This window comes from Ruminiclostridium cellobioparum DSM 1351 = ATCC 15832, from assembly GCF_000621505.1.
Lineage (GTDB): Bacteria > Bacillota > Clostridia > Acetivibrionales > DSM-1351 > Ruminiclostridium > Ruminiclostridium cellobioparum.
The window spans coordinates 216,986-243,716 of record NZ_KK211290.1 but is presented as its reverse complement, the minus strand read 5'-3'; the positions used below and the strand labels follow the sequence as shown (position 1 = coordinate 243,716).

Annotated in this window: 16 protein-coding genes; 15 read left to right on the top strand and 1 reads right to left on the bottom strand. The window is 41.5% G+C overall.

Translation table 11 applies throughout. The features are described from left to right. The first annotated feature begins 92 nt into the window (after window positions 1-92). From T344_RS0121660 to T344_RS0121600, 13 genes are all read left to right on the top strand, one after another. Window positions 93-323 (top strand): helix-turn-helix domain-containing protein, encoded by a 231-nt coding sequence (locus T344_RS0121660; RefSeq protein ID WP_027630439.1) that lies wholly within the window; start codon window positions 93-95, stop codon window positions 321-323. 514 nt (window positions 324-837) lie between these two features. Next, window positions 838-1,800, top strand: coding sequence for an ABC transporter permease (locus tag T344_RS0121655; protein WP_051572159.1), 963 nt, complete (start codon window positions 838-840; stop codon window positions 1,798-1,800). A gap of 105 nt (window positions 1,801-1,905) precedes the next feature. Further along, complete coding sequence (locus tag T344_RS0121650; RefSeq protein WP_004624603.1) at window positions 1,906-2,799, top strand: carbohydrate ABC transporter permease; 894 nt, start codon at window positions 1,906-1,908, stop codon at window positions 2,797-2,799. Between the two features lie 95 nt (window positions 2,800-2,894). Then, window positions 2,895-4,457 (top strand): extracellular solute-binding protein, encoded by a 1,563-nt coding sequence (locus tag T344_RS0121645; protein WP_027630437.1) that lies wholly within the window; start codon window positions 2,895-2,897, stop codon window positions 4,455-4,457. Window positions 4,458-4,765: 308 nt separating this feature from the next. Further along, the gene (locus tag T344_RS0121640) at window positions 4,766-7,084 is read left to right on the top strand and encodes an AraC family transcriptional regulator (RefSeq protein ID WP_027630436.1); all 2,319 of its coding nucleotides are present in this window, start codon (window positions 4,766-4,768) and stop codon (window positions 7,082-7,084) included. A gap of 152 nt (window positions 7,085-7,236) precedes the next feature. Further along, window positions 7,237-8,283 (top strand): glycoside hydrolase family 130 protein, encoded by a 1,047-nt coding sequence (locus tag T344_RS0121635; RefSeq protein WP_027630435.1) that lies wholly within the window; start codon window positions 7,237-7,239, stop codon window positions 8,281-8,283. Between the two features lie 92 nt (window positions 8,284-8,375). After that, window positions 8,376-14,381, top strand: coding sequence for a polysaccharide lyase family 8 super-sandwich domain-containing protein (locus T344_RS30040; RefSeq protein WP_084331305.1), 6,006 nt, complete (start codon window positions 8,376-8,378; stop codon window positions 14,379-14,381). Between the two features lie 236 nt (window positions 14,382-14,617). Continuing rightward, entirely contained in the window at window positions 14,618-15,568 is a 951-nt protein-coding gene (locus T344_RS0121625) for an ArsR/SmtB family transcription factor (protein WP_034862612.1), read from the top strand. A 389-nt stretch (window positions 15,569-15,957) separates the two neighbouring features. After that, window positions 15,958-17,331, top strand: coding sequence for an ABC transporter substrate-binding protein (locus tag T344_RS0121620; protein WP_027630433.1), 1,374 nt, complete (start codon window positions 15,958-15,960; stop codon window positions 17,329-17,331). A 106-nt stretch (window positions 17,332-17,437) separates the two neighbouring features. Continuing rightward, window positions 17,438-18,328: a carbohydrate ABC transporter permease gene (locus T344_RS0121615; protein WP_051572137.1), complete on the top strand. Its 891-nt coding sequence runs from the start codon at window positions 17,438-17,440 to the stop codon at window positions 18,326-18,328. 25 nt (window positions 18,329-18,353) lie between these two features. Beyond that, window positions 18,354-19,196 carry a carbohydrate ABC transporter permease gene (locus tag T344_RS0121610; protein ID WP_051572135.1) on the top strand — a complete coding sequence of 281 codons (843 nt, stop codon included), beginning with the start codon at window positions 18,354-18,356 and terminating at the stop codon, window positions 19,194-19,196. Window positions 19,197-19,345: 149 nt separating this feature from the next. Continuing rightward, window positions 19,346-21,112 carry a glycoside hydrolase family 2 protein gene (locus tag T344_RS0121605; protein WP_242842122.1) on the top strand — a complete coding sequence of 589 codons (1,767 nt, stop codon included), beginning with the start codon at window positions 19,346-19,348 and terminating at the stop codon, window positions 21,110-21,112. Beyond that, entirely contained in the window at window positions 21,109-22,068 is a 960-nt protein-coding gene (locus T344_RS0121600) for a glycoside hydrolase family 43 protein (protein ID WP_027630429.1), read from the top strand. Before T344_RS0121605 ends, T344_RS0121600 begins: the two co-directional genes overlap by 4 nt. 41 nt (window positions 22,069-22,109) lie before the next feature. Here T344_RS0121600 and T344_RS0121595 read toward each other — a convergent pair whose 3' ends face one another. Beyond that, the gene (locus tag T344_RS0121595; protein WP_027630428.1) at window positions 22,110-23,336 is read right to left on the bottom strand and encodes a GntR family transcriptional regulator; all 1,227 of its coding nucleotides are present in this window, start codon (window positions 23,334-23,336) and stop codon (window positions 22,110-22,112) included. Window positions 23,337-23,614: 278 nt separating this feature from the next. Between T344_RS0121595 and T344_RS0121590 the strand changes: the two genes are divergently transcribed. Together T344_RS0121590 and T344_RS0121585 are read left to right on the top strand one after the other, a co-directional pair. Beyond that, on the top strand, window positions 23,615-24,514 hold the full coding sequence (locus T344_RS0121590; RefSeq protein WP_027630427.1) for a glycyl-radical enzyme activating protein: 900 nt from the start codon (window positions 23,615-23,617) through the stop codon (window positions 24,512-24,514). 22 nt (window positions 24,515-24,536) lie between these two features. After that, the gene (locus T344_RS0121585; RefSeq protein WP_027630426.1) at window positions 24,537-26,711 is read left to right on the top strand and encodes a pyruvate formate lyase family protein; all 2,175 of its coding nucleotides are present in this window, start codon (window positions 24,537-24,539) and stop codon (window positions 26,709-26,711) included. Window positions 26,712-26,731 lie beyond the last annotated feature (20 nt).

Here is a 26,731-nt window from a genome sequence, read left to right as displayed (position 1 = left end):
TTACATAGTTAACATTATAGCATAAGTTTCACTATAGGTGAAACTTTAATTATGAGTAAATCAGATACAATCTATTTGAGGTGTGTTAATTAATGACAGGCAAGTATTCTGATAAGTATAAGAAGATAGGACAAAAAATTAAATACTATAGAAAACAGAAGAGACTTACCCAACAGGAACTGGCCGATAAAATTTCTATCAGCATGAGTTACCTTACGAAGATTGAAGCTCAGAACTGTGATAAGCCCTTTTCATTGGAAGTATTGTTTGAGGTTAGTGACGCATTGAATATACCTGTAACATGTCTATTGGAGGATATTTAAAAAGTTACAATATGAAGTCAAATTCAATCATAATAATTGGGTAGTCTGATGTATGTGGTGTTATCTAATTTAAAATATAAAGTCAGAGTTTAACCCTAATTATTAACTCCACAAGAGAAGGTATCGGCTTCCGATACCTTCTCTTGTTTGGATAGAATATTCCAGCAATGACCCAATTCAAATTTGTATCCTTAAAATCACAACCATGACATTCCGTTGTGGTTTCTTTCAGCCGAATTTATTATACCGACCGTCAAAGTGCCCATCAAACAGATATAAGGCCCATCTCACAGATTTTTTTGCTATAAAATTTCAAATAAATAGTTAAAATAATGAGTCTATTTAAACATAAATAGGCTTAAAACTTTTAACTTTTGAAGTAAATGTTAAATTGAAAAGTTTAAAATATATACTCCCTAATGCTAAAGTTAATGCATCAGATACAACATATGATGCAAATGATACATGGTGCAAAGGATGCAAAACATTTTACAGTTGGGGGGAATATTTAGCAGTGGCTAAAGGACTTTATGAAATAAACCAATCAAAAAAAATAAAACCTAATAATGGATTATTATATGAAATCAAAAAAAATAAATCCATATATACCATGATTTTACCGGGAATACTCTTTTTCTTAATTTTCGCGTATATTCCTATGGTAGGTGTAATTACGGCTTTTAAGGATTATGATATCAAAAAAGGAATATTCGGCAGCAGCTGGAACGGTTTTGATAATTTTAAATTCTTCTTTTCTTCGGGAGATGCCTTAAAAATTACATTTAATACGTTTTATCTAAATCTGTTATTCCTAATAGCCAGCACGGTTATTTCGGTGGCGTTGGCAATATTTTTAAACGGACTTACAGCTAACGGATTTAAGAGAATATCACAATCGGTAATGTTTTTACCGTATTTCGTTTCATGGGCCATTGTGGGTATTATCACTCAAGGTTTTTTTGCAAGTGACAACGGAGCAATAAACAGCTTTCTGAGGACGCTAAATGTTGATCCGGTAAGCTGGAACAGTTCACCTGGTCTATGGCCTTTTATACTGGTTATTTTCTATATCTGGAAATGGTGCGGTTATAACCTTGTAATATATCTTGCCACTATTACAGGGTTTGATATGGAATGCTATGAGGCCGCATCAATCGATGGCGCCAGTAAATTTCAACAGATAAGATATATTACAATTCCGCTGCTTATGCCGACAATTCTGGTTCTGGCATTACTCCAGATAGGTAAAATCTTTTATGGAGATTTCGGAATGTTCTATTCGATAATCGGTGACAACGGTATGTTATATGCAACCACCGACGTTATTGATACATATGTTTACAGAGCACTCAGACAGATGTCCGATTTCGGAATGGCTTCGGCAATTGGCTTATACCAGTCGGTAATGTGCTTTGTAATGGTATTTGGCTCCAACCTGCTGGTAAGGAAATATCAGAGTGACGGAGCGCTGTTTTAGCGTATAGGAATTTATATCACTTTAACATAGTTGTTCGCTATATGAAATGAGCACTATAAAAATTGAGCGCAGCAAATTTTCTTGAAAAAGGTCGGAGGAATGATAATGGTACATTCAAAAATAAAAAATAATAAAAGCAATTTTATGTATAACATCGTAGCCTATTTATCAATTATTTTGTTTTCACTATTCTGCCTTTTACCCTTTTGGTTAATGGTAGCAGGGGCTTTTACCGATGAAACGTCAATAATCCAAAATGGATATCAGCTGTTTCCAAAGAAGTTTTCAATAGATGCATTTGGAACCATTTTTGCAGGAAACAGGGTTCTGGGTGCATATAAAATCACTATTGCGGTTACAATACTGGGAACTTGCTCTGCAATGCTTATAACGTCAATGATGGCTTATGGACTTTCTCTCAGAACTATTAAGTACAGAAACCAGATATCGTTTTATGTAGTGTTTACCATGCTGTTTTCCGGAGGGCTGGTACCCTGGTATATTTTAATAACCCAGTACCTGAAAATTCAGGATACGATTTGGGTTTTGTTTGTACCATACCTTATAAACCCATGGTATATGCTATTGTTAAAAAAGTTTTTCAGCACAATCCCGGAATCATTGATAGAGTCTGCTAAAATTGATGGAGCAAAGGATTTTTACATATTTATAAAGATCGCACTTCCTCTGTCTCTTCCCGCACTGGCTACAATAGGCCTGTTTTACAGCTTGTTTTTCTGGAATGACTGGTGGCTTGGTCTGCTTTTTATAAATGACAGGCATCTTCAGCCATTGCAGCTGCTTCTGAGAGCGTTGGTATCAAATCTCTCCTCGGAAGTACAGGCACTTAATCCCAACGCCAAACAGGGCATAATACCTCCCGCATATTCGGTGCGAATGGCAACAAGCCTGGTTACAATCGGCCCTATTGTGTTGTTTTACCCATTTGTTCAGAAATATTTTGTTAAAGGTCTGACTGTGGGAGCAGTTAAAGGTTAGGGGCCTGTAACCTATGAATATAGGTGTTACAGACCACTAGGTGGCTATTTCCGGAAATCCGGTTAGCATATAAAAAAATCAAGGGGGAATTTTAAATGACCAAAAAGTTAATTTGTCTGGTGGTTGCAGTTGGTATGTTAGCATCAGTGTTCACTGCCTGCGGTTCAAATTCAGACACATCAACATCAACAAGTTCTGCAACCGGCACTGCCGCTGTTAGCTCAGGCGATACAACATCCGGTTCCGAAAACCTGACACCGTATTCACTTTCAGCTTTATTGCCCGGAGATACTCCTCTTCAACTGGATGAAGTATTAGCTGAAACTAATAAGAAGCTGGAAGAGGCACTTAATGTAACGTTAGGCATTACCTTTGCATCCTGGACCGATTATCCGAACAAAGCGCAGGTTATGATTGCAGCAGGAGATCAGACCGACCTCATATTTGATGCACCGTGGATGCATTTGTCACAGATGATTTCAAAGGGAGCATATCTGGACCTGGAACCATTGTTAGAGAAATCAGGCCCGGATTTAATAAAGGCATTCCCAAAACAAATGATTGATGCCAACCGTCAAAACGGCAAGATAATGGGTATTCCTTTAGGGGATGTATTATCCAGCCAGCATGGTATATGGATCCGTGGAGATCTTAGGGAAAAATACGGGATGGCCCCGATTGAGACTATTGATCAATATGAACAGTATTTGACAAAAGTAAAAGAAAATGAAAAGAGCATGATTCCTTTAACCTGGCTCGGAAACTACTGTATCGGCAGCAACGGTTTTTACGATGCAGGATATGATGTTACCTTATTCGGCGGAAACAACTCCGAAGTGGATATATTCGCAACAGGTGATAAAGTTGAAGATATAGTACCCATATATGAGAATCCACATGTATTGGATTGGATAAAGATGGTAAGAAGATGGTATACATCAGGATTGATAGAAAAGGATCAAATGACTCAAAAGGATGAAATGGGAGCATTTAAGTCGGGCAAGGTAGCCTCCATAAAAGGGGATTATATTGTAGGTACCATATCAAATCAATTGGATGCAATAATACCGGGTGCAAAAGTTGAGTTTGTAAACTTTGAAGGAAAAGATACAAAACATGTAACAAACTTTGCACAATGGAACTTTATCTGTGTAAATGCCAATGCAAAAGATCCAGACAGGGCAATTAAATTCTTGAATTGGATGTATCAGGATCAGGCAAATTACGATATATTGAGATACGGAATCAAGGACGTAAACTGGGTGGATACTGGTGATAAGACATATGACCTGCCAAAGGGAATAGATGCCTCGAAAAATTACAACTTCCCCGGATACGATCTAATGTGGAATCCGAACTTTGAAAGAACTTTGGCCACTTCATCCGAAGATGATAAGTTCTATTACAAAAAGCTGAGAGATCCAAATCAGCTTATTGCCTCAAAGCTGATGGGCTTTACTCCAAATCTTGATCCTATTAAAAATGAAATTGCAAAGGTATCCGCTATTTGGCCTGCAACAATGCTGCCAATTTTAAATGGGTCATTGGATATTTCCGAACTCCCGAAGGTTCAGAAGAAACTGGAGGATGCAGGATATCTGAAAATAGTAGAAGAGGCTAAAAAGCAAGTTGATGAATTTTTGGCTTCCAAGAATTAAAGATTTTTATAAGTAGACATCCCAGCTTTTATTTGTAAAATTCCATTTTATTTACAAGATTCCAAAAGTAAGTCCAATGTTCTGGACTTTACTTTTGGACTTTTGTATTTGTAATATGCACAAACATTTAGTCCACTTTATGCAAATAAATATTTTAATTTATGCTGCCGTATAAGTGAAAAAACATCTGGCATTGTTAACATAATCTTGCTATGATAAAAAAGTCAATTACTATTGCTGAAAGCCGATAGTTTAACCGTAATTGACTTTATGAGATTAACTCTAATAATGTAGAATAGGGTGAATATATGTTGAAAGTGTTTAAAATGAGGAGTTCATTTACCAAACTATTTTATTCTTTGATTATTCTGTTATCTATAATACTTTTAACCTGTTCTTTGGTATTTTATGATAACTATGAAAAACAAACCATACGGCAGGCAAGTGACTCATCAAAGCAGATCCTTACTCAAACAGCATTAGCTGTGGATTTTGTCTGGGACCTGTCCAGTAACCATCTTTATGATTTGTACGGAGACGCAGATGTATATAATAGTATTTACAGCAGAGATGTTTCTCCCACTGAAGCAATAAATGCCAGCATCAAAATAACAAAAGCCATATCCAACAGTATGTTTTTAGAATCTGTTTATTTGTATAACGGAAATATGCAAAAGGTCTTTTCTACCAAGGGAAGCACTTCTTCCACAGTAGAATTTTATGATAAGGATATATTAAAGCTTTTAAAAAATGAAAATGAAATGAAAACACTTCATTTTATTCCTCGAAAAGTAAAATATAATATAAACGGTGTTGAAATTAACGATAACCTGCTTACTTTGATTTCAAGCGAAGCACCGGATAAAAACGGAAATCTGGAGGGTGCCTTGATAATAAATGTCAAGGAAGGCTATATCCGGAATATCCTTAAATCGCTGATACCATTTTCAGATGATGTCACCATGCTGGTGGATGAAAAAGGAAGGGTTATTTCCGATTATGACCCGGATATGTTCCTTAAAGATTTATCCTCGGAGGAATATATAAAATCCATAGTTGCATCAAAAGACAATTCCGGGCAGTTTACAGGGGAGGTAAACGGTGAGAAATCACTTGTAACCTTTATTTCATCAAGTAAATTAAAATGGAAAATAATACAGGTAACCCCTTATGGAAAGTTAGTTGCAAAAGCTTATAACATGCGCAATCTGATTATAATTTTTTGCATAATTCTATTCACTATAGGAGCTATAATATCATATTTCATATCCAGAAAATTCTATTTGCCTATTCGCAAGCTTGTTAACAAGGCAAATGATATATCAACGGGTACTATTGCAATTAAAGGTTCTGAAAAGCATGAATTGGAGTATGTTTCGGATTTTATACTGAATATGAAAGACGAGTTGTTAAAGGCAAAGTATCAATCCCTGGATGATTCCAGGCTGATCCGGAATGAATTGCTTAAGGAGCTTCTGCTAGGCGGGTATATTCACCGGGCAGACCTTGAAGGCAGGTTTAATAATTTGGAATTTGATTTTCAAAATGTTGTTGTTTATGTTTTAAAGATTGATAACTATTATAATGAAGAAATATTTAATTATTCAGTGGAGGATTTATCCCTTTACAGGTTTGCCATAGGGAATATTGCGCAGGAATTGACAGAACAATTTTATTCAAATGAAACTGTGGATATGGGTGAAGATACCATTGCCGTAATTGTAAAAACCAAGGGAGAACCTGATAGCACAATCGAAGCTGATTTGAAAACGGTCATAAAACAGATTCAGGATGCGGTACAGAAATATTTGAATTTTTCTCTAAGCGGCAGTATAGGCCCATTACAGAAGCATATAAAAAATATTAATAAATCATATAATAATGCTGTTTTAAATTCAAACTACAGATTGATATACGGCAAAAGGTCTGTAATTACACAGGAAATACTGAACCTGAAAGAAGTTGCCAAATATCATTATTCACAGGATATTTTTATGCCTGTATTAAATAATCTGAAGCTGCGCAAATATGATCTTGTGGAAAAGCAGGTCGATAAGTTCTTCGGAAGACTGGCCCAGATGGAATATGATGATATTATGGTTATACTTTCCCAGATTATACACGATTCAATTGCTACAATAAATTTAATGAATCATTGCAACAATTCCGGAAATGCATATTCCTTCAAAGTTTTGAGAGATCAGGTGGAGAGATTTGATACATTGGAGGAAATTAAGGAATGGCTGCTTTATATATACAAGAATGAAATAGAATACATAGAAGATAATCCTAAAGATACAAAAAGAGAATATATTAATATGGTTTTTACTATAATTCATAACGAATATAATGATCCCGGATTAAATATTGAAAGCATTGCCGAACGGGTAGGACTGTCGGTTAATTATTTAAGGGCTATATTCAAAGAAGCATTGGGAATATCCCTGACAGACTATATAAGTAAATACAGGTACGAAAAAGCTTTGGAGCTGCTTGTAAATTCCAATCTGACAGTTGCAGCCATAAGTGAAATGATTGGAATGAATTCTGAGAACCATTTTTATACTTTTTTTAAGAAATTCAATGGTCTTACGCCCACTCAATTCAGAAAGAAAGAACAGAATTAGGAGAAATATTTAAAAAAAATGTATAGCTTTAAAATATGAAGTAACAAAATAAATAGAATTTTGAGGAATATTTAAATTCAACAGTGTAATTTAGTGTGTTGTCTTAATAGAATTAGAATAAATTATATATTCTATTTTATTTGGAGGACACAATGGTTCAAAGACATATACATAATCCAATAATCAGACCTCAGGATGTTAAACCTTCAAGACCGGATTTTGAAGTTATATGTGTATTTAATGCAGGAGTTGCAAAATTGGGAGATGAAGTGATTTTATTATTGAGGGTAGCAGAAAGGCCCATCAATCAAAATTCAGATATTCATATTGCTCCGGTTTATGACGTTGAGAAGGCTGCAATTATTAAAAAGAGCTTTAATACGGATGAACCGGGCTGCGATTTTTCGGATTCGCGGTGGATCAGGACTCCTTCGACTAATTATATTACCTCCATATCCCATTTGAGAGTGGCGCGCAGCAGGGATGGAATTCATTTTGAAATTGAAGAAACGCCTTCTATTTCACCTGCAAACATATATGAGGTTTATGGCATTGAGGATGCCAGGATAACCTTTATTGACAACACATTTTATATTAGTTACAGTGCCATATCCGATTTGGGGATAACTTCCTATCTTGCATCCACAAAGGATTTTATCAAGTTCCAACGGCATGGTGTCATATTTCATCCTGACAATAAAGATGTTGAGATTTTTCCGGAAAAGATAAATGGCAGGTATTATGCCCTGAACAGGCCGTCCATGTCACATTTCGGGAAGATGGATATATGGATATCCGAGTCTCCCGATTTGATTTCATGGGGAAACCACAGACACCTGGCAGGTGCACGCGAGGGTTATTGGGATAATGGAAGAATTGGCGGAAGTGCTGTTCCTTTCAGGGTGAAGGAAGGCTGGCTTGAGATATATCACGGAGCTACAAAAGACGATAAGTATTGTCTGGGGGCTATGCTTCTGGACCCGGAACAACCCTGGAAAGTGATTGCAAGAAGTGAGAAGCCTATCATGGAACCGGTAGAAGACTACGAGATAAATGGATTTTTTGGAAATGTAATATTCACCTGCGGAGTGATATACGAAAATGATGTTGTAAAAGTATACTATGGGGCGGCTGATACTCATATGTGTTATGCCGAGATCCCCATAGAGGATATTATGACTTCTTTAGGATTAAAGTAAGCCCTGGATATCTATAGGCTTGTTATATTAGGCTTTAAAGCCTTAATATATGCAAAATTTTGCAGCAAATACTAATAATAAGGAGGAACAATATGTCAAAGATACGAAAAAGACAAGAGCGATTAGCAGTCCACTTTAAAAAATTGACAGCTGTTTTATTAGTTTTAGCGCTAATACTCACGACAATTTCTTCAATGTCCATATCGTCAGTATATGCATCTGACATGACGGATAGTGAAAGTGCTCAAATTGTCAAGGATAGGATCAAAGCGACATTTTTAGCGAGTGATTCCTATCGTGTAGTCAGCGGTTCTGACATTTTCGGGTACATATCAAAGTCAATGGAGTATGCAAATTCCATTCAGCCAAACGGCAGTTGGTCTGATGTAAATTATGCTGACCGTACCAATAGTGCGAATGGTACTTTATGGAGTCCATATCTTGCTTTATACCGTATAACGGCAATGGCAATGGGCTATAATCAGGAAGGTAATGAAGCATATCAAAATCCTGTAATAAAGGACGCCATTGAAAGGGCATTAATTTATTGGGACAGTGTCAAGCCTTCATCCACAAACTGGTGGGAAAATGAAATCGGACAAGCCATGTGTATGGGTGTTACAGGTATATTTATGGAAGGCATCATAAGCAAACAGGCGTTGGATGTATGCATTAACTACAATCAGGGACGTCTGGATACAGTAGGTGCAAATGGTGTTTGGAGAACACAGGATTATTTATATAAGAAGCTGGTGCAGAATGATTATCCTGAGATTGTAAAAGGAATTTCGACACTCGCGGAAACTCTGGCAGTTGATGAAAAAGGAACATCGAATGAAGCGGTTCAGGCAGATTCAAGCTTTTACTGTCATGGCGCCAAGCTGTACAGTGAAGGGTATGGAATGGCTCAGTTTAACATGGTTGCCATGTGGGTCGGTTATACAAGCGGAACTAATTTTGCTTTTACCGAAGAAGCCTTAAAGAAACTGGAATTTTATATACTTGACGGTACCAGGTGGATGATCCGGGGAGAGTTCGGTTTCCTGTACCTTGGATATCGAAGGTATAATACCATTGAAGGAGTCAGCAGCTATGCGGCCGATATTTTGCCGGGAATGATTATAATGGCACAATATGATACCGACCCGGAGCGCAGGGCTGAGTACCAGCAGTTAGTTGACAACATAGAAGGCAAGTCGGCGACAAATGGATTGGTAGGGAACAAACATTTCTGGCGGTCCGATTATACCTCTCAAATGCGCGATAATTACGGAATTATGACTAAAATGAGTTCAAGCCGTATTAATGGCGGTGAATACCGGTCCACTTTCCGGTCGTCCATAGGAAATGAAATTTATTGGAATGCGGCAGGTACAACGGCAATTTTTGTTAATGGACATGAGTACACTGATCTGGTTCCGGCCTTTAACTGGTCGCATTATCCGGGTACGACAGCTCCCAATGAAAAGATGCCTTACACGCTGGAATGCAAATTTAATGCAAATTCAAGCTTTGTAGGCGGAGTGTCCGACGGTATGTACGGTGCATCGGTGTTTACCCAGGATATGGATAATACTGTTGCACGCAAGGGATACTTTTATTTTGATGACGAAATGGTGGCTTTAGGGGCAGGAATATCGTCAACCCGCCCTGTAGAGGTTCATACTACCGTTAACCAGGCAATTGCAAAGGACAATGCATCAGTTGACGGAGTTCAGGTTCCAAAGGGGACAGCCCCGGTAACATATACAAATCCCAAATGGGCTTATAATGATCAGATAGGATATGTGTTCCCGGCTGATTCCAAAGTCAGTATTTCAAATATGGATCAGACATCAAACTGGCTGGACCATCCGGCTCAAACAAAGCAGGCATTCACACTTTATTTTAACCATGGCATTAATCCTGCGAATGCTTCCTATGAGTATATTGTTGTTCCTGGAAAGGATTCAGCCGAAGTCGAAGCATATTCAAACAATATTCCGGTTCAGATTTTGTCAAATACAACAGAATTGCAGGCGGTAAGAAATGAAGGCTTAAACCAGACACAATTGATCTTTTACACCGCCGGAAGTTTTGAATACCGCACCGGTGCTACCATAACAGTGAATCAGCCCTGTCTGGCAATTATTGACGAGAGTTCCGGAACACCAAAGGTAACTGTATCAAATCCCGAAACACCGGGCTTGATAGTTGACGTAAAAATTACTGAGACTGATAAGGATACATTATATGGAAGGTATAATCTTGGAAGCGGAATTTACATGGGACAATCGATTACCCAGACTTTATCCGATGTTCCTCTTTCTGCCAGCAATATAGGGGCAAGTTCATTTTTACCGGGATATGCTCCTCTGAATGCAATAGATGATTCCATGGATACTTCCTGGCGCTCGGAGCCTGATGAAAGCCAGTATATTGTCTATAATATCGATACTCCCAATCCTCTTGTTGACAAGGTTACTGTTGACTGGGGCGCTGATTATGCAAAAGAATATATAGTTCAATATTCCACAGATAATGTTAATTGGACCGACGGGTATTTACAGTGGCATGGAAACGGCGGAAAGGAAGTAATTGATCTGCCGTATGTTCAGGCAAAGTATATCCGCATATTAATGCTCTCAAGCAATAAAAAGAACGGGTATGATATTAAAGATCTTAATGTACATTATGCTGTAAATCTGGCATTATACAAACCTTCATCAACCAGCGGAAATGATTCGGGCAGTATGGCAACTTATGCAAATGACGGGAATGACACCACAAGATGGTCGGGTCCGACATCGACTGCTACCCCATGGTGGCAGGTTAATCTGGGAGCAAAGTCAAAAGTGAGAACAATCCGGATTTCCTGGGAAGGTTCTTATTCAACCAGTTTCAAAATCCAAACCTCAGATGACGGAGGTACCTGGACAGACGTAAATACTTTTGCTAATAACAAGCCGGGGGTTCAAGTCCTTAACTTCCCCGAAGGAAGTATTGATGCAAGATACATAAGACTGCAAAGCATAAGCAGGGTTGATAGCCGGTACGGCATATCCATGTATGAATTTGAAGTATTCGGAGAAGCTGATGTACCGGCTCCGCTGCCCAATTATGGAGGCAGGCAGAACCTGGCTTACGGCAAAACAGTCACATTGGATTCCAGTTACAGCGGCAGTGCTAATATTGAGGCACCACTGGAGACGACTGTGCCTACCGACGGGAATATGGGAACCAGGATCAGCACGGGCAGAGGTACTGCAGAGGTTACACAGCGTTCTTTCTACGTTGATCTGGGTCAACCTTTATCAGTAAATGAAATAAAACTTTTCTGGGAAGTAAATTCTCAGCATGTATATTTGGAATATTCCAATGATCCGGCAGGTCCATGGATGCCTATTACTGATATTAATAGAAGTACATACAAAGGCAATGAGCAGGATGATGTAAAATTCAAGCCGCTTACAGCCCGCTACATACGGGTTAGTGGTGTAATGGCCACAAAATATGGCTTGGCTATTTATGAGTTTGAGGTTTATGGAGATTACTCTTATAAGCTGGACAATCATGCAGTCACATTGAACAAGGGGGATACTCTGGACTTGAAGGCTATTTTAGCTCCGTATTCAGAGACAGACAGTGCTGATTTTAAATCATATAATACAGATGCAGTAACTGTAGGAACTCCTGTAGTCAGCGGGGATTCCGTCCCAGGCGGCCAAGGAACGTATACTGCCAGGCTGGAGGCTGTTTCGGGCGGTACCTCGGTTATTATAGTTCGCCATTCGGCCGGTTCTGAATATGATTTGTGCACAGTAAAAGTAAACACATTTAAAAATGATCTGCAGGCACTTTATGATATAGCCTCACAATTAGACCAGAATGACTATATTTCTTCGTCCTGGACTGATTCGGACATAGACAGTGTTTTAGTGAATGCAAATACTGTACTGGGTGATAATAATTCAACACAGCGTCAGGTTGATGCTGCCATACAAAACCTGCAAACGGCAATGAACATATTGGAGAAACGGTCAAATAAAGCTTCTCTTGTAACTGCTATGTCACAGGTAAATGCGTTAAAACAGGCGGATTATACACCTGAAAGCTGGGAAAGCGCCAATCTGGAAAAGTTACTTGCCGATGCCAATTCAGTTTATTTTAATGACTATGCCACACAGCAGGAAATAGATTTTGTTGTAAATGCATTAATTGCAGCCATGAATGGGCTGGTTAAGGTAACAAACCCTGAAAATCCTGATGTTATAACCCTGGATAGTACATCCAAATCAGTGTACAGGGGTCAGGAATTCACAATCACTGCAACAGTAACTTCTCCTGCGGCTATTGACAGTATTGTACTGTTCAGCTCGGACAGCGATGCCGTTATAGTAGGAGAAACAGAGTCCAGCACTCCCGGTGGAATAACAATAGTACATTTAAGTGCTGCAAAGGTGGGTAATGCCATTATTACCGCAACTACAAGCGGCGGCGGAATTGCAAGATGTGCTGTAAATGTACTCCCGGCCGGTGTAGTACTTGATACTCCTTCAAAGACACTTTATCCCGGTGATAGCTTTACTCTGACTGCGACCGCTGTTCCGGAGGAAGCGGTAAATAAGGAAATAAGCTTCAGCGTCGGAAACAGCATAGTGTCATTGGGTACGCCATCCTATGATGCACAAAATGGAATAACAACCGTACAGGTTACCGCAATACGTACCGGAACAACAATAATTACAGCAGCGACAGCAGATGGCGGTACAGCACAATGCGTCGTTACGGTACAACCGTATATTGACGACAGTCGCAGTGGCGGCAGTAATGGAGGCGGCAGCGGAAGTAGCAGCAGTACCAATACAACTCCGCCCCCTGCTGCGTCAAATAATACCATCTCCGATGCAGCTGCGTCAGGTCACGGCTCTGTTACAAGCACAATTGCAGCAGCAGCAAAAACTGACAAGGACGGAAAGGCCACAGCCGCAGTTACAGAAAAAGAAGTTACCGAAGCAATAAACAAGGTAATTGAAGCTGCAGCAAATATGGATAAAGGTACGGCAGCAAATGTGGAAATTAAGGTATCTGCTCCTTCCGGTGCAAAAGCTGTGGAGGTCAGTCTTCCAAAAGAAGCAGTTGATAAGGTTGTAAGCAGCAAAGTAGATACGATTACTATTTCAACACCTATTGCAGTCATGACCTTTGACAAGGAGTCTGTTAAAACAATTTCCCAGTCAGCGGCAGGAGATGTGAAAATTACAGCCTCCAGTGTTGACAGCACAACTCTGTCCGATGAGGCAAAGCGGATTGCAGGCGGCAGGCCGGTGGTGGATTTAAGCGTTACCAGCGGCGGAAAAACAATATCAGAGTTTGCAGGAAATGTAACAGTATCTATTCCATATACTGCAAAAGCGGGAGAGGATACCGAAGCTGTTGTCATATACTGCATAAATTCACAGGGCGGCCTGGAACTTGTAAGCAACTGCGTATACAACAAAGAAACAAAAATGATAAGCTTTAAGACAAACAATTTAATGGAATATGCAGTGGGCTACAACAAGGTCAGCTTTAAGGATGTAGAAGATGGAGCATGGTATTCCAAGGCGGTTGATTTTATAGCCGCAAGAGGTATTACAACGGGTACCGGCAACGGTAATTTCAGTCCCGGAGGAAAGCTGACCAGAGGGGAATTCCTCACAATGGTAATGAAGGCATATGAGATAAAAGCCGATGAAAAAACGGCTGATAACTTTACAGATGCGGGAAACAAATTCTATACGGGTTACCTGGCGGCAGCAAAAAGACTCGGTATTTCCGAAGGAGTCGGAAACAACAGGTTTGCACCCGAAAAAGAAATTACCAGGGAGGAAATGTTTACACTTCTGTACAACATATTGAAGCTGATAGATGAAGTTCCTGCCGGAAATTCAGGAATGGGTCTGAATGAATTCAGCGATACAAATGATATTGCTGAATGGGCAAAGCCTGCCATGTCAATGTTTGCAGAAAACGGAATAATAGCCGGAAATCTTGGCAGACTCTCGCCAAAGGATACAACCAACAGAGCGCAAATGGCGCAGGTATTGTATAACCTGATTAAAAATCAAATGCAGTAAAATAAAGCAATAACATAAAAGTTATTTGGAGACTGCAAGCAGTTGTGTGTAAATACAAAACAACTGCTTGCAGTTTTTTTGTCAACTTCAATGGTTTATTACAATAAATATGTAATAAACCATTAATTAATCCCGGACCTAATTGACAAAGTTATTGAACGAATTTACAATATAATAATATAATATGTATTCTTTGATTCATAAACTGCCAATTTGTTAGAAGGAGATTTGATTGTATGACGGATTATATTGCAAAGCAGGTATTTTTAAGCACGGAGGATGCAGAAAGGTTATTTAGCGTGTCAAAGGCTTTGGCATCGGAAATTCGCATAGAAATATTGAAACTCCTGAATACAGATAGTCTGAATGTAAACGAAATAGCCGAAAAGCTGGGAATACCCACTTCCACTGCTGCGGTGAACGTAAAATTCCTGGAGGATGCAGGGCTCATACTCACGGAATTGCAGCCCGGTGTCAGAGGCTCCATGAAGCTATGCAGCCGCAAAATAGATTTGATCAATATTGAGCTTTCACCGCAAACCAATGGGGCGGTGGTCAATTCATTCTACATAAATATGCCCATCGGCAGCTATATAGACTGCAAAGTCAGCCCTACATGCGGAATAATGAGCGAAAAGGCATGCATTGATGTGGAGGATAATCCCAGAAGCTTTTATAACCCTGAGAGAATCAATGCCCAGCTGATTTGGTTCTATAAAGGCTATGTGGAATACAGGTTTCCCAACAGCATTCTGCAGCACGGTAAAGCCAACCTGCTGGAGTTGTCCCTGGAGCTGTGCTCCGAAGCTCCAAACTACCGTAACAACTGGCCTTCGGACATTACCTTGTGGATAAATGATTTTGAAATAGGAACCTGGACATGTCCGGGTGATTTCGGTGGAAGACGAGGAAGGCTTAATCCGCAGTGGTGGCCCGATGCCAGCACGCAATACGGTATGCTCAAAACCTGGAGGATAAATTCTGAAGGCTCAAGTATAGATGAAATGCCGTTATCCGGCATCAGACTGGAGGACCTGTCCCTGAACTCACGTGATTATATCAGCGTCAGGATAGGGGTCAAAGAGGATGCGGCCAATGTGGGAGGCATCAATATATTTGGTGATAAGTTTGGGGATCATGCACAAAACATAGTTATGAGAATTGATTATTCCAATAATTTTGAATAAATCCATTAATATATTGACAATATTTATGGGCAATGCTACAATAAAAATGTAATAAAACAAAAACATTGTATGAATTGCATTTTTTTTAATAAAACCAACAAAAAATATGTAATAAAACAAAATTTTTACTTTTATATGTTTTCAGCTCAGGTTGTTTACCATAATAAGTATCGTATCATCGTGGCCAAATCTAAAGGATCCCAAAGAAAAATAAAGAAACATGAATATCTGAATATCAAAACTGAAATATAAAAATATGAAAAAGTTAATATCAACCTATTTCGGGTACGAAACATAGTCGGCTTAAAAGGCGCCGGGCCGGCATGATTAGTATTCTTTAATAGATTATCAAAAGACATCAGTAATTATAATTCAAGGGGGAAAATAAGATGAAGATGAAAAAAAGCATCAAGTTATTGTCCGGTTTACTGTCTGTAATCCTGGTTGCAGGTACATTGGCCGGGTGTGGCGGCAAGAGTGCAGCCGAACAAAGTAGCGCAGGGGTATCCTCGGGTACGGCGGTTCAAAGCACCGGTGCCGAAGCGACTGCCGTACAAAGCGGCGGTGAGGAAAAAACATTGGTGGCTGTTATGTGGGGTGAACAAGCCAGGTGGGATGCGCAGAAAAAGGTTAATGATGCATTTTCGCAAAAGTATCCCAATTTAAAAATCGACCTGCAGACCCTGCCCAACGACACTTATTGGACAAAGCTGCAGACTATGATTGCAGGCGGTACGCCTCCGGATATAGCATTCATGCAGGAAATGCTGACACCTACATATCAGGCAAAAGGTATCATGGCGGATCTTACCGATTATATGGGCAAAGACACGGAGTTTAAAAAGGATTGTATGCCGGAGGGCATGTATGGTCCGTTTACCGTTGACGGAAAATTGTATGCCATGCCCACAATGACCTTTGTAAATGTGCTTTTTTACAACAAGGACATCTTTGATAAAGCAGGTATTCCGTATCCGGATGAAAACTATACATGGGATACTTTAAGGGATACCGCAAAGCAGCTGACCAAGGATACAAACGGAGACGGAAAAATCGATCAGTACGGCTTTTCCTTCGGTGCATGGCCCAACTTTATTTTCCCGTACATCTGGGCAAACGGGGGAGAATTTGTAAAGGATGACAGAAAAACCTCTGTTTTGAATTCTGCTGAAAATGTACAAACCTTCCAGTACCTGCATGATCTTATATGGAAAGACAAAGTTACACCTTCTGCAGCGGCCAACAAGAGCAATGCCTTTGATTTTGCAAATGGAAATATTGCCATGTTTGATTTGGGCAGCTGGAATGTGGCAGTTTATGATGATAAAAAGATCAACTATGGTATAACGCTGACTCCAAAGGCGCCTAACGGCGGCCGTGTGGTAAATACCTTCCCCAATGGTTGGTTTATTGTAAACCAGTCGGAGAACAAGGAAGATGCATGGAAATACCTGGCGTTTAATGTAAGCGAGGAAGGGCAGAAGGTGGCTGCCGAGGGAAAAGTCGGTATGCCTGCAAATACTCAGATTGCCAAGTCGGATGCTTATTTGAAGTCCTCCACGACTCCGGGCGTGGATCTGGGTGTTACTCTGAAATCCGCAGAGATATCAAGAGGAGCTTATACGACTTCAAATTGGAGTGAAATAGAATCAAAGATCTGGCCGGAATTTGATTTGATATGGACAAAAGAAAATGCCGATGTAAAGGCAGTGCTTGACAGCGTACAGACAAAGCTTCAGGCAAAGGTCAACGAAGCAAAATAATTTAAGTCAGCCATTATAACTCAAAAAACAATTGCTGCAGCAGCTGATGCCTGCAGCAATTGTTTTGGAAGAGCTTGATAATATAAAAAAAGTGAGGTAATGCAACTTGAAAAAACCAAATAATTCCCGTGAAAGAAGGAATTTGCTCACGGGACTTGCATTTATTGCGCCAAACTTCATCGGCTTCCTCATATTTTCCTTAATACCTGTAGGAGCTTCACTGGTTCTGAGTTTTTCCAACTGGGATCTTATAAGTCCTCCTGAATTTATCGGCATAGGCAATTACAAAGAATTGTTTACTGCAGATCCTTTATTCTGGAAGGTTTTATGGAATACCGTCAGGTATTGTCTCATGGCCATACCCGGAATGATGATTTTGGCATTGCTCCTTGCACTTCTGGTAAACCAGCGGCTGAGAGGAAGAATGATATACAGGTTTATATATTTCCTGCCGGTAGTGACCTCCTCCATTGCAGTCTCGATTGTCTGGACATGGATGTTCAATACGGATTTTGGACTTATAAACCAGTTCCTGTCAATATTCAATGTTCCGTCCATAAACTGGCTGGCCGACGAAAGGACTGCAATGGTTGCCATTGCCACTGTGGGAATATGGAGCAGTGCGGGCTATAATATGGTTCTGTTCCTTGCGGGACTTCAGGCAATACCCAGACAGCTGTACGAAGCCTGCGAAATAGACGGAGGAGGTACCATACGCAAATTTACTTCAGTGACTATACCCATGCTCACACCCACAACCTTTTTTGTTTTGGTTATGTCCATTATAAATTCCTTCCAGGTTTTCGACTATGTGTACATGATGACCGGAGGAGCACCCAACAACACCACGAAATCCATTGTCAGTTATATATACGATAACGGGTTCCAGTTCTTTAAGATGGGAAATGCTTCGGCCCTTTCCTGGGTCCTGTTTTTAATTGTTTTTTCACTCACGTATGTCCAGTTTAAAATGCAGGACAAATGGGTCGAGTATTAACTGAGTGAATAGGAGGGGTACAGACGTGTCGGATAACAATATAGCACTTCAAATAACCAGAAAAGCATTGATATACATTTTTATGACCATATTCGCCGTATTCCTGGGCTTCCCGTTTCTTTGGATGGTCATAACTTCTTTAAAAACCTCAGGGCAGATATTCATTTACCCGCCGGTGTTCATACCGGATCCCGTGCAGCTTTCCAATTACACAGATGCCTGGGTTAAGGCAAGCTTCAGCAAATACTTCTTTAACAGTGTATTTGTAACTGTGCTTACAGTTGCCGGTCAGATTACCACCAGCTCACTGGCGGCTTATTCATTTTCGAGACTTCATTATAAAGGCAGGGATAAAATTTTCCTCACCTACCTGGCGACCATGATGATACCTTTTCCGGTAGTTATGGTACCTAATTTCGTCATCATGAGGGTGTTCCACTGGCTGAACTCATACCAGGCTCTCATAGTGCCTTCTATTTTCACGGCATATGGAACTTTCATGCTGAGACAGTTTTTTATGAGCATTCCGTCTGAACTGGATGAAGCCGCTACTATTGACGGCAGCAGCAAATTCGGGATATTCTGCAAAATAATTATGCCATTATCAAAGCCGGGAATCATAACACTTTGTGTTTTCTCATTCATTGGCTCCTGGAACAGCTTCCTGTGGCCGCTGCTTGTCACAAATAAACAGAATATGTTTACCTTGCCCCTTGGGCTGGCCATATTCAGAGGCTTTGAGTACAACATTCAATATAATTTGTTGTTGGCAGGCACTGTAATTTGTATATTGCCCATTCTTGTCATATACCTGCTGGCACAGAAATTCTTCGTTGAGGGTATTGCACTCTCGGGAATAAAAGGATAATAGCAAATATGAAAAAATTATTTTGGCTGCTGGTAACCGGCAATTAAGGGCTGAAATTATTTCATATTTCTGCCGTTGTAAAAACTCAAAGAATGGCAATGAAAGCTTAAACAGAGAAATACTTAATGATCAGACTAATAATTTGGGAGATGAAAGCTTTGAATAATATGACTAACCAACCTAGAAGCGAATATCCGAGACCGGATTTTGAGAGGGCGGAATGGCTGAACCTCAACGGAGTTTGGAATTTTGAATTTGATGATGAAAATGCCGGTGAAGAACAAAAATGGTATAGAGGGAAGGAATTTTCCAAAGAAATAGTGGTGCCCTTCTGTTACCAGAGTGAGCTGAGCGGTATTGCCGTCATGGAAATGCATGAATACCTGTGGTATGAAAGAGAGTTCGAAATTCCTGAAAGCTTTGCAGGAAAAAAGGTCTTACTTCATTTCGGAGCTGTGGATTACGCCGCAAAGGTCTGGATAAATGGAGAATTTGCGGGAAAACATCAAGGCGGATATGTGCCTTTCAAGTTTGATATTACCGGCAGTATCAAGCCCGGAAAAAACCGGTTGACCGTGAAGGCCGAGGATAGATATGAATGCACACAGCCCAGGGGAAAGCAGTATTGGAAGGAAAAGCCCGACCGGTGCTGGTATACTGCGACTTCGGGGATCTGGCAGACTGTTTGGCTGGAAGCCGTAGGCGGTTTGTATGTTGATAAACTAAGAATAACGCCCGATATTGACAGGAAAACCGTCCTGGCTGAAATTTTTCTGAACAGGGACCCGGAGAATGCCGAGCTTACTGCCGTTGTAAATTACAAGGGACAGGAAAAGAAGAAAATAACAGCAGGCATTGATAGAAGGATATTCAAATTGACCATTGATATGGCTGAAGAGGACTACATAGATGAAATACACTATTGGAAGCCTGAAACACCCAATTTGTATGATGTCGAATTTACTGTTAAAGAGAACGGGGCTCGGTCGGACGAATTTAAAAGTTATTTTGGCATGAGAAAGATATCGGTAAAGGGTGACTTTATACTTCTGAATAACAGTCCCTATTACCAGAAGCTGATACTGGATCAGGGCTACTGGCCTGAGAGCCTGCTGACCCCGCCAAGTGACCGGGCTATTATCCATGACATAGAAATGACCAAAAAAATGGGTTTTAACGGAGCCAGAAAACATCAGAAAATAGAGGACCCGCGATATTATTACTGGGCTGACAAATTAGGCTTGCTGGTTTGGGGTGAAATGCCGGCTGCATATGATTTTAACATAGAGGAAACTCAGAATATTACAACTGAGATGATTGAATTTGTAAACCGTGACTATAATCACCCCTGTATTGTAGCGTGGGTGCCGCTGAATGAATCCTGGGGTGTCAGGAATATTTATACTGATAGAACACAGCAGGATTTTGCAAAATCTCTTTATTACATCCTCCGCTCAATGGACAAAACGCGTTTGATCAGCACCAATGACGGATGGGAGCAGGTGGAATCCGATATTTGCGGAATCCACGATTATGAAGCCTGGAGCGGGGAATTTAATGAAAAGTATCACAATAAGGAACAAATGCTGAAAGGTTCAGTTAACAATTGGAGGCTTCTGTACGCCGAGGGAACAGTGTACGAGGGACAGCCCATACTGGTGTCCGAGTATGGGGGGATAGCTTTTGAAAGCGAGGATTCCGGCAATTGGGGATATAACGGGGCGGTAATGGATGAAAAAAGCTTTTTTGAAAGATATGGAGATATTACGGGAGCCATCAAGAATACTCCGTATATCAGGGGCTATTGCTATACCCAGCTGACTGATGTCATGCAGGAGATAAACGGCCTTTTGACGGCCGACAGAAAACTGAAGGTGGATATTGAAGCCATAAGAAAGGTTAATGATGTCAAATGATAAATACATTTAAAAATCCTATTTTTGAAAATGGTGCCGATCCATGGCTGTATAAGCATCATAACGGCTTTTATTATTTTATGGTAACAAGAGGGGACAGGATTGAATTGTGGGTTTCCCGGTCCATTACCGGTGTCGGGCAGGCCGGGAAGAAAATAATCTGGACACCTGAGTCAACCGGGCCCTGTTCAAAAAATCTTTGGGCACCGGAGCTTCATTTTATCAATGACAAATGGTACGTATATTTCACTGCCAACGACGGCGGAGGGGATGAAACGAGAAGGATATTTGTTCTGGAAAATGAATCCGAAGATCCCATGCTGGGAACATGGGCCGAAAAAGGTCAGGTTAATACACAATACCCCGGATTGGACGGTACGGTGCTGCGGCATAATCGTGAGCTGTATTTCCTGTATGCGGGCTATGGGAATTTTCCCGAGTATGGCTCTGCGATTTACATCGCAAAAATGAGTGACCCATGGACGCTTTCCGGTGAGGATGTCTTATTGACAAAACCGGAATTTGATTGGGAAATGCGGGGCGGAATGGCTATAAACGAGGGGCCTGCCATTCTGAAAAGAAATGGCAGGATATTTGTTATCTACTCCGCCAGCACGACCTGGACTGAGGATTATTGCCTGGGAATGGTGTCTGCTCCCGATGACAGTGATTTGCTTGATATAGATTCCTGGACAAAATCAGCTGCCCCGGTATTTGCTAAATCGGTAGAAAACCGGGTGGTTGCCGTAGGTCATAACAGCTTTGTAAAATCTCCCGATGATAAGGAGGATTGGATAATTTTCCACGGGATTTCAGAGCAAAGAGGCCACAAGCTGAATACGGTATTCAGAAGTACCTGGGCACAACCGTTTTATTGGAACAGTGAAGGGCTGCCGGAATTCGGAAAACCCTTGTCCCGGTGGGAGGAGCTGGGGAAGCCGTCTGGAGAGCTCTGAAATGATTGAACCCGGAACTCTGTAACGTATCAAATGATATCTTATTTCTTCCTGACGGGGCCGGAGGACTTGCGGATAACAAGCTCCGGATCCAGAATGATTTTGTGGTATTCCTGGAGGTTCTCCTTCTTCTCCGGTTTCAGCAAATCGGCCATTATTTCCCCTGCCCTGTAACCCATTGATCTCTCGGACTGTTTTATATGAGTGAAAAAGCTTGAGTTAAAGGGGGTGTATAAGGGGTCATCAAAGCATATCAGGGAAATGTCTTCCGGAATGCGGATTCCCAGGTGTTCGCAAATTCTTGAAATATAAACCGCTGTTTTTCCGTCGGTTACTATGAAGGCGGTAGCTTTTCCGTTCTTAAGCGCGTCTATAAGGCGCAGGTTGTTTACGTTGTTCTCAGATGTTACTATATTGTTTTTAAGTGCGCTGTCGGGGCTGCTTTCAAATCTGGATACGTCGATGTCCTTTATGATCAGCTCGGAATTTTCCTTTATACCTCTTTCAACTAATTCGCTCAGGTAACCGTTAATGCGGTCTCCGGTGGAAGAGGTGGGAAGCATTGTGCTTGTGCAGATTGCAATATTTCTGTGACCAAGTTCGTACAGGTGGGATACGGCCAGTTTCCCTCCCAGCACATTGTTTGAAACTACATAACTGGTATCTATTCCGGGCAGATAACGGTCCACCAGTACAAAGGGGAAATGATTCACTTTCAAGGCAAGGATTTCCTCGTTGTAGGTTTCCTGATCCACGGGAAAGATGATCATGCCGTCGACGCCGAATTTAATAAAATTCCTTATTGCCTGCTCTTCCCTGGCCCTGTCGAAGGTTATCTGTATGAGCAGGGAATAACCCCTTTCATCCAGGGATTTTTTGATGCCGTTAAGTATATTCGTGGAGAAATAGTCCTCAAGGGTGGGAATGGTAAAACCGATCAAACCTGATCCTTCCCGGCGGTTTTCGGCTGTGTCTGTTTTAACATCAACCGGGTCCTTTGCCCTTGATTCATTTGCTCCGGAAGCCTCTATGGGGTTGCCGGGGTTCCCTCTGACGTAAGTGCCCCTGCCTGGTATTCTGTAAACTATTCCTTCATCGGCCATTTCGGTGAGGGCTTTGGTCACGGTAATCCTGCTTACATTGAAGGTTTTCATAAGCTCAACCTCGGGAGGGAGCCTGTCATTCTCATTAAAAGTTCCTTCTGCGATCTGCTTTTTTATATAATCTTTGATCATTGCATACAACGGTGTTCTTGATTCAATCTTCATATCTAAGGATCCTTCCAGTTTTAATAATTATGTATATATTATATGATATAACAAATATAACAAACATGTCAATGCCTTGATTTATGTTAAGGAATCAAGGCACTCTTAAGTTCTAAATGGTTAAAAAGAAATGTGCTTGTGTGGAACCTGACAAATTGATGTATTATTGAATATAAAAAATAAATTGATTATAATTAACATATAATATATAATGAACATAACAAATATTGATATATAATATGTAATAAGATCAGGTATAAAGGGGGTTGATATTTTCGGTGAATTCCAAAGGAAATATTTTCAATATTCAGCATTTTTCTATTTATGACGGCCCGGGAGTGAGAACTACGGTATTTTTTAAGGGCTGCAACCTCAGCTGCAAATGGTGCCACAATCCGGAATCAATCTCACCCAAAAGTCAGTTTGAGTTTTATTCCGACCGGTGCATAGGGTGCGGGGCTTGCTTCAAGGCATGTCCAAATGGTGTGCATGTACTTGACGATAAGCAGATGCATACAATAAACAGGGCCAAATGTATCGGATGCCTGGCCTGTGCCGATGTATGCTTTGCCAATGCCATAACTGCCGTAGGCAAATATGTGGATGCTGATTATGTGTTTGACTCCATCATGGAGGATTATTTGTATTACAGTAATTCGAAAGGCGGAGTCACCTTTTCAGGCGGGGAATGTATGCTTCAGACAGAATTTTTGTATGAAATACTGAAGCGCTGCAGGGAAAAAGGTATCCATACGGCGGTCGATACGGCCGGAAACGTCCCTTGGAGCAGCTTTGAAAGGATACTGCCTGTGACCGACCTGTTCCTGTATGACATAAAAGCGGCTGATACGGCAGTACACAAGCTGCTGACAGGTGCCGGCAACGTCCGTATCCTGAATAACCTGGAAAGGCTTTCGGCTTCAGGAAAGCAGATACTTGTTAGGATTCCCTTTGTTCCGGGGTGCAATGACGGACAAATTCCCGGGATTGCCGGGATACTTAAATCTTTGAACATAAGCAGAGTTGAAGTCATGCCCTATCATAAGCTGGGCGACAACAAATATACTGCGCTTGGTATGGATAATGAGCTGAAGGACGTTGAAGTTCCAACCGAGGCTGTGATGGACAGAGCAGTTGAAATACTGGTAAGTGAAGGCTTGAATGCGGTTAAAACATAAAGAGGATATGGAGGGAGCAGCAATGTTGCAGACTGACAGGGTTATATTGTCACAATTGTATTCACAAAGGGTTAATGGTCTTCGTGAAGACAAACTTAAAATCAATGAATTCAAGAGGAAAGAAATCGGACACCAGGATTTTGACGACTGGGGTTTTGTCCACTATCCCGATTTCAAATTCGAAGCAAGGCCCAATCATCCCTCGGGACTTGTATATGGCTATGTGGCCATTGGAGAGCACTTAAGAAGATTTTTCAATGAAATACCTAAATACATAAATAAAAACAGCGCACTTGCAGGGGCCTGGATAGGGCCTTTGCAGAATTTCGTAAGGATGGGCATAATACCTGAGGACCAGCCCTCCGAGCTGAAGGAGGTATGGGCAAAATACAATACCTTTCCGGGTTTTGGAGGCATGAACCACTGTGCCGGGGATATAGGAATAGGCCTAAAGCTGGGCTGGGGTGGGCTGCTGGATAAAATAAGACATTTCAGGGAGTTCAACTCACCGGCAGATACCTCCTTCTATGACGGAGAGGAACTGGTGGTGCTGGGTATGCAGGAATGGACCGGCGCCCTGGCCCTGGAGGCCGAAAGGATGGCACAGGAGGAAAGCGACCCGGATACAGGGAAAAATCTTCTGGAAATAGCTGAAATCAACCAGTGGCTGGTGAACAATCCTCCGAGAACGCTGAGGGAAGCCTGCCAGTTCATTGCACACTTCCAGACCCTTGACCGCACTTACTTTGCAGGAGGGGCCCTGGATCAGCTGGATGAGGTTTTGAGACCCTACTATGAAAAGGATATGGAAGCGGGGATACTCACCGATGAACAGGCAGTATGGTATGTGGCCAGCCTGTTCTTCAACGATACCCACTATTCACAGATTGCCGGACTGACACCCGACGGCAGCAGAGATATGACCAGCCGCATGTCGTTCATCATACTGGACGCCATGCATTATCTGCGCATTCCGGCAAATATAGCCCTCAGGGTCCATGACGACGTCAACCCCCAGTTGCTGAGGCGTTCTCTGGAATATATGCTGGAGGACGGCACAGGCGTCAGCTATTCCTGTAATATCGGCTGCGAGCAGGGTTATGCGAAGAACGGATACCCGCTTCAGCTGGCCCGTATGAGGGCAAAGGTCGGCTGCAACTGGACCGCCATACCCGGAAGAGAATATCCGCTTCAGGATGTCACCCGCTGCAATCTGGGATTTGCCTTCCACTATGCCATGGAGGATATAAGGTACGGGGAGCCCTCGCTGGAGGTATTGTTCGAGAGATTCTGCCATCACACAAAAATTATAGTGGACAGCATCAAGTCGGGCTATGACAGGCACTACGAGGTGGTTGGAAGAAATACGCCCGAGCTTGTATACAATCTGTTCATGCACGGCCCTGTTGAGAGGGGGCTTAACTGTTCCGAAGGCGGTGTGGACATTCTTAACTTCAATATCGACGGCGTGGGAATGGCCACCGTTGCCGATTCCTTTGCAGCTATTGAGCAGCGTGTTGTGAAGGAAGGCAGGATTACATGGGAGGAACTGTTTGATGTTCTTGACAAAAACTATGAAGGCGCTGAAAATATCCGCCTTATGCTGAAGAATATCAGCCGGCTGGGCTGCCCGGGCTCGAAGGCGCAGAAATGGGCCGACAGGATCAGGGACCACTATGTCTGGTGCTGTAAGCATGAGGGCACGCCGAAATACAATCTCCCAATAATTCCGGGAATGTTTTCACACGGGAATATAGGAGAACTTGGGGCAAAGCTTCCTGCGACACCAAACGGCAGAAAGGCCGGAGAAGCCATATCCCATTCCAACGAACCCGATCCGGGTTTTGCGGCAGGAATCGACTCCTTTTCGCCTTCATTAAAGGCCAATGCCGTAGCGGCGCTGCAGCCGGGCTACGGCAATTCTTCACCGCTGCATCTGGATATTGATACCGATATGCTGGGAAAAGCCGGAGGAATAGATGCACTGATTTCACTGATCCATACCCATAATCAGATGGGAGGAACCCTTGTCAACCTGAATTGTCTTACCGGAAAGAAGCTGCTGGAGGCCCATGAGGACCCATCCAGGCATCCTGACCTGGTAGTGCGCGTAACGGGTTATTCGGCATTTTTTGCATCTTTGTCAAAGGAGTACAGGCAGCAGGTAGTGGACAGATTCCTTTCCAGCAGGAAATGATAAACAAAGCAATCCCAAAA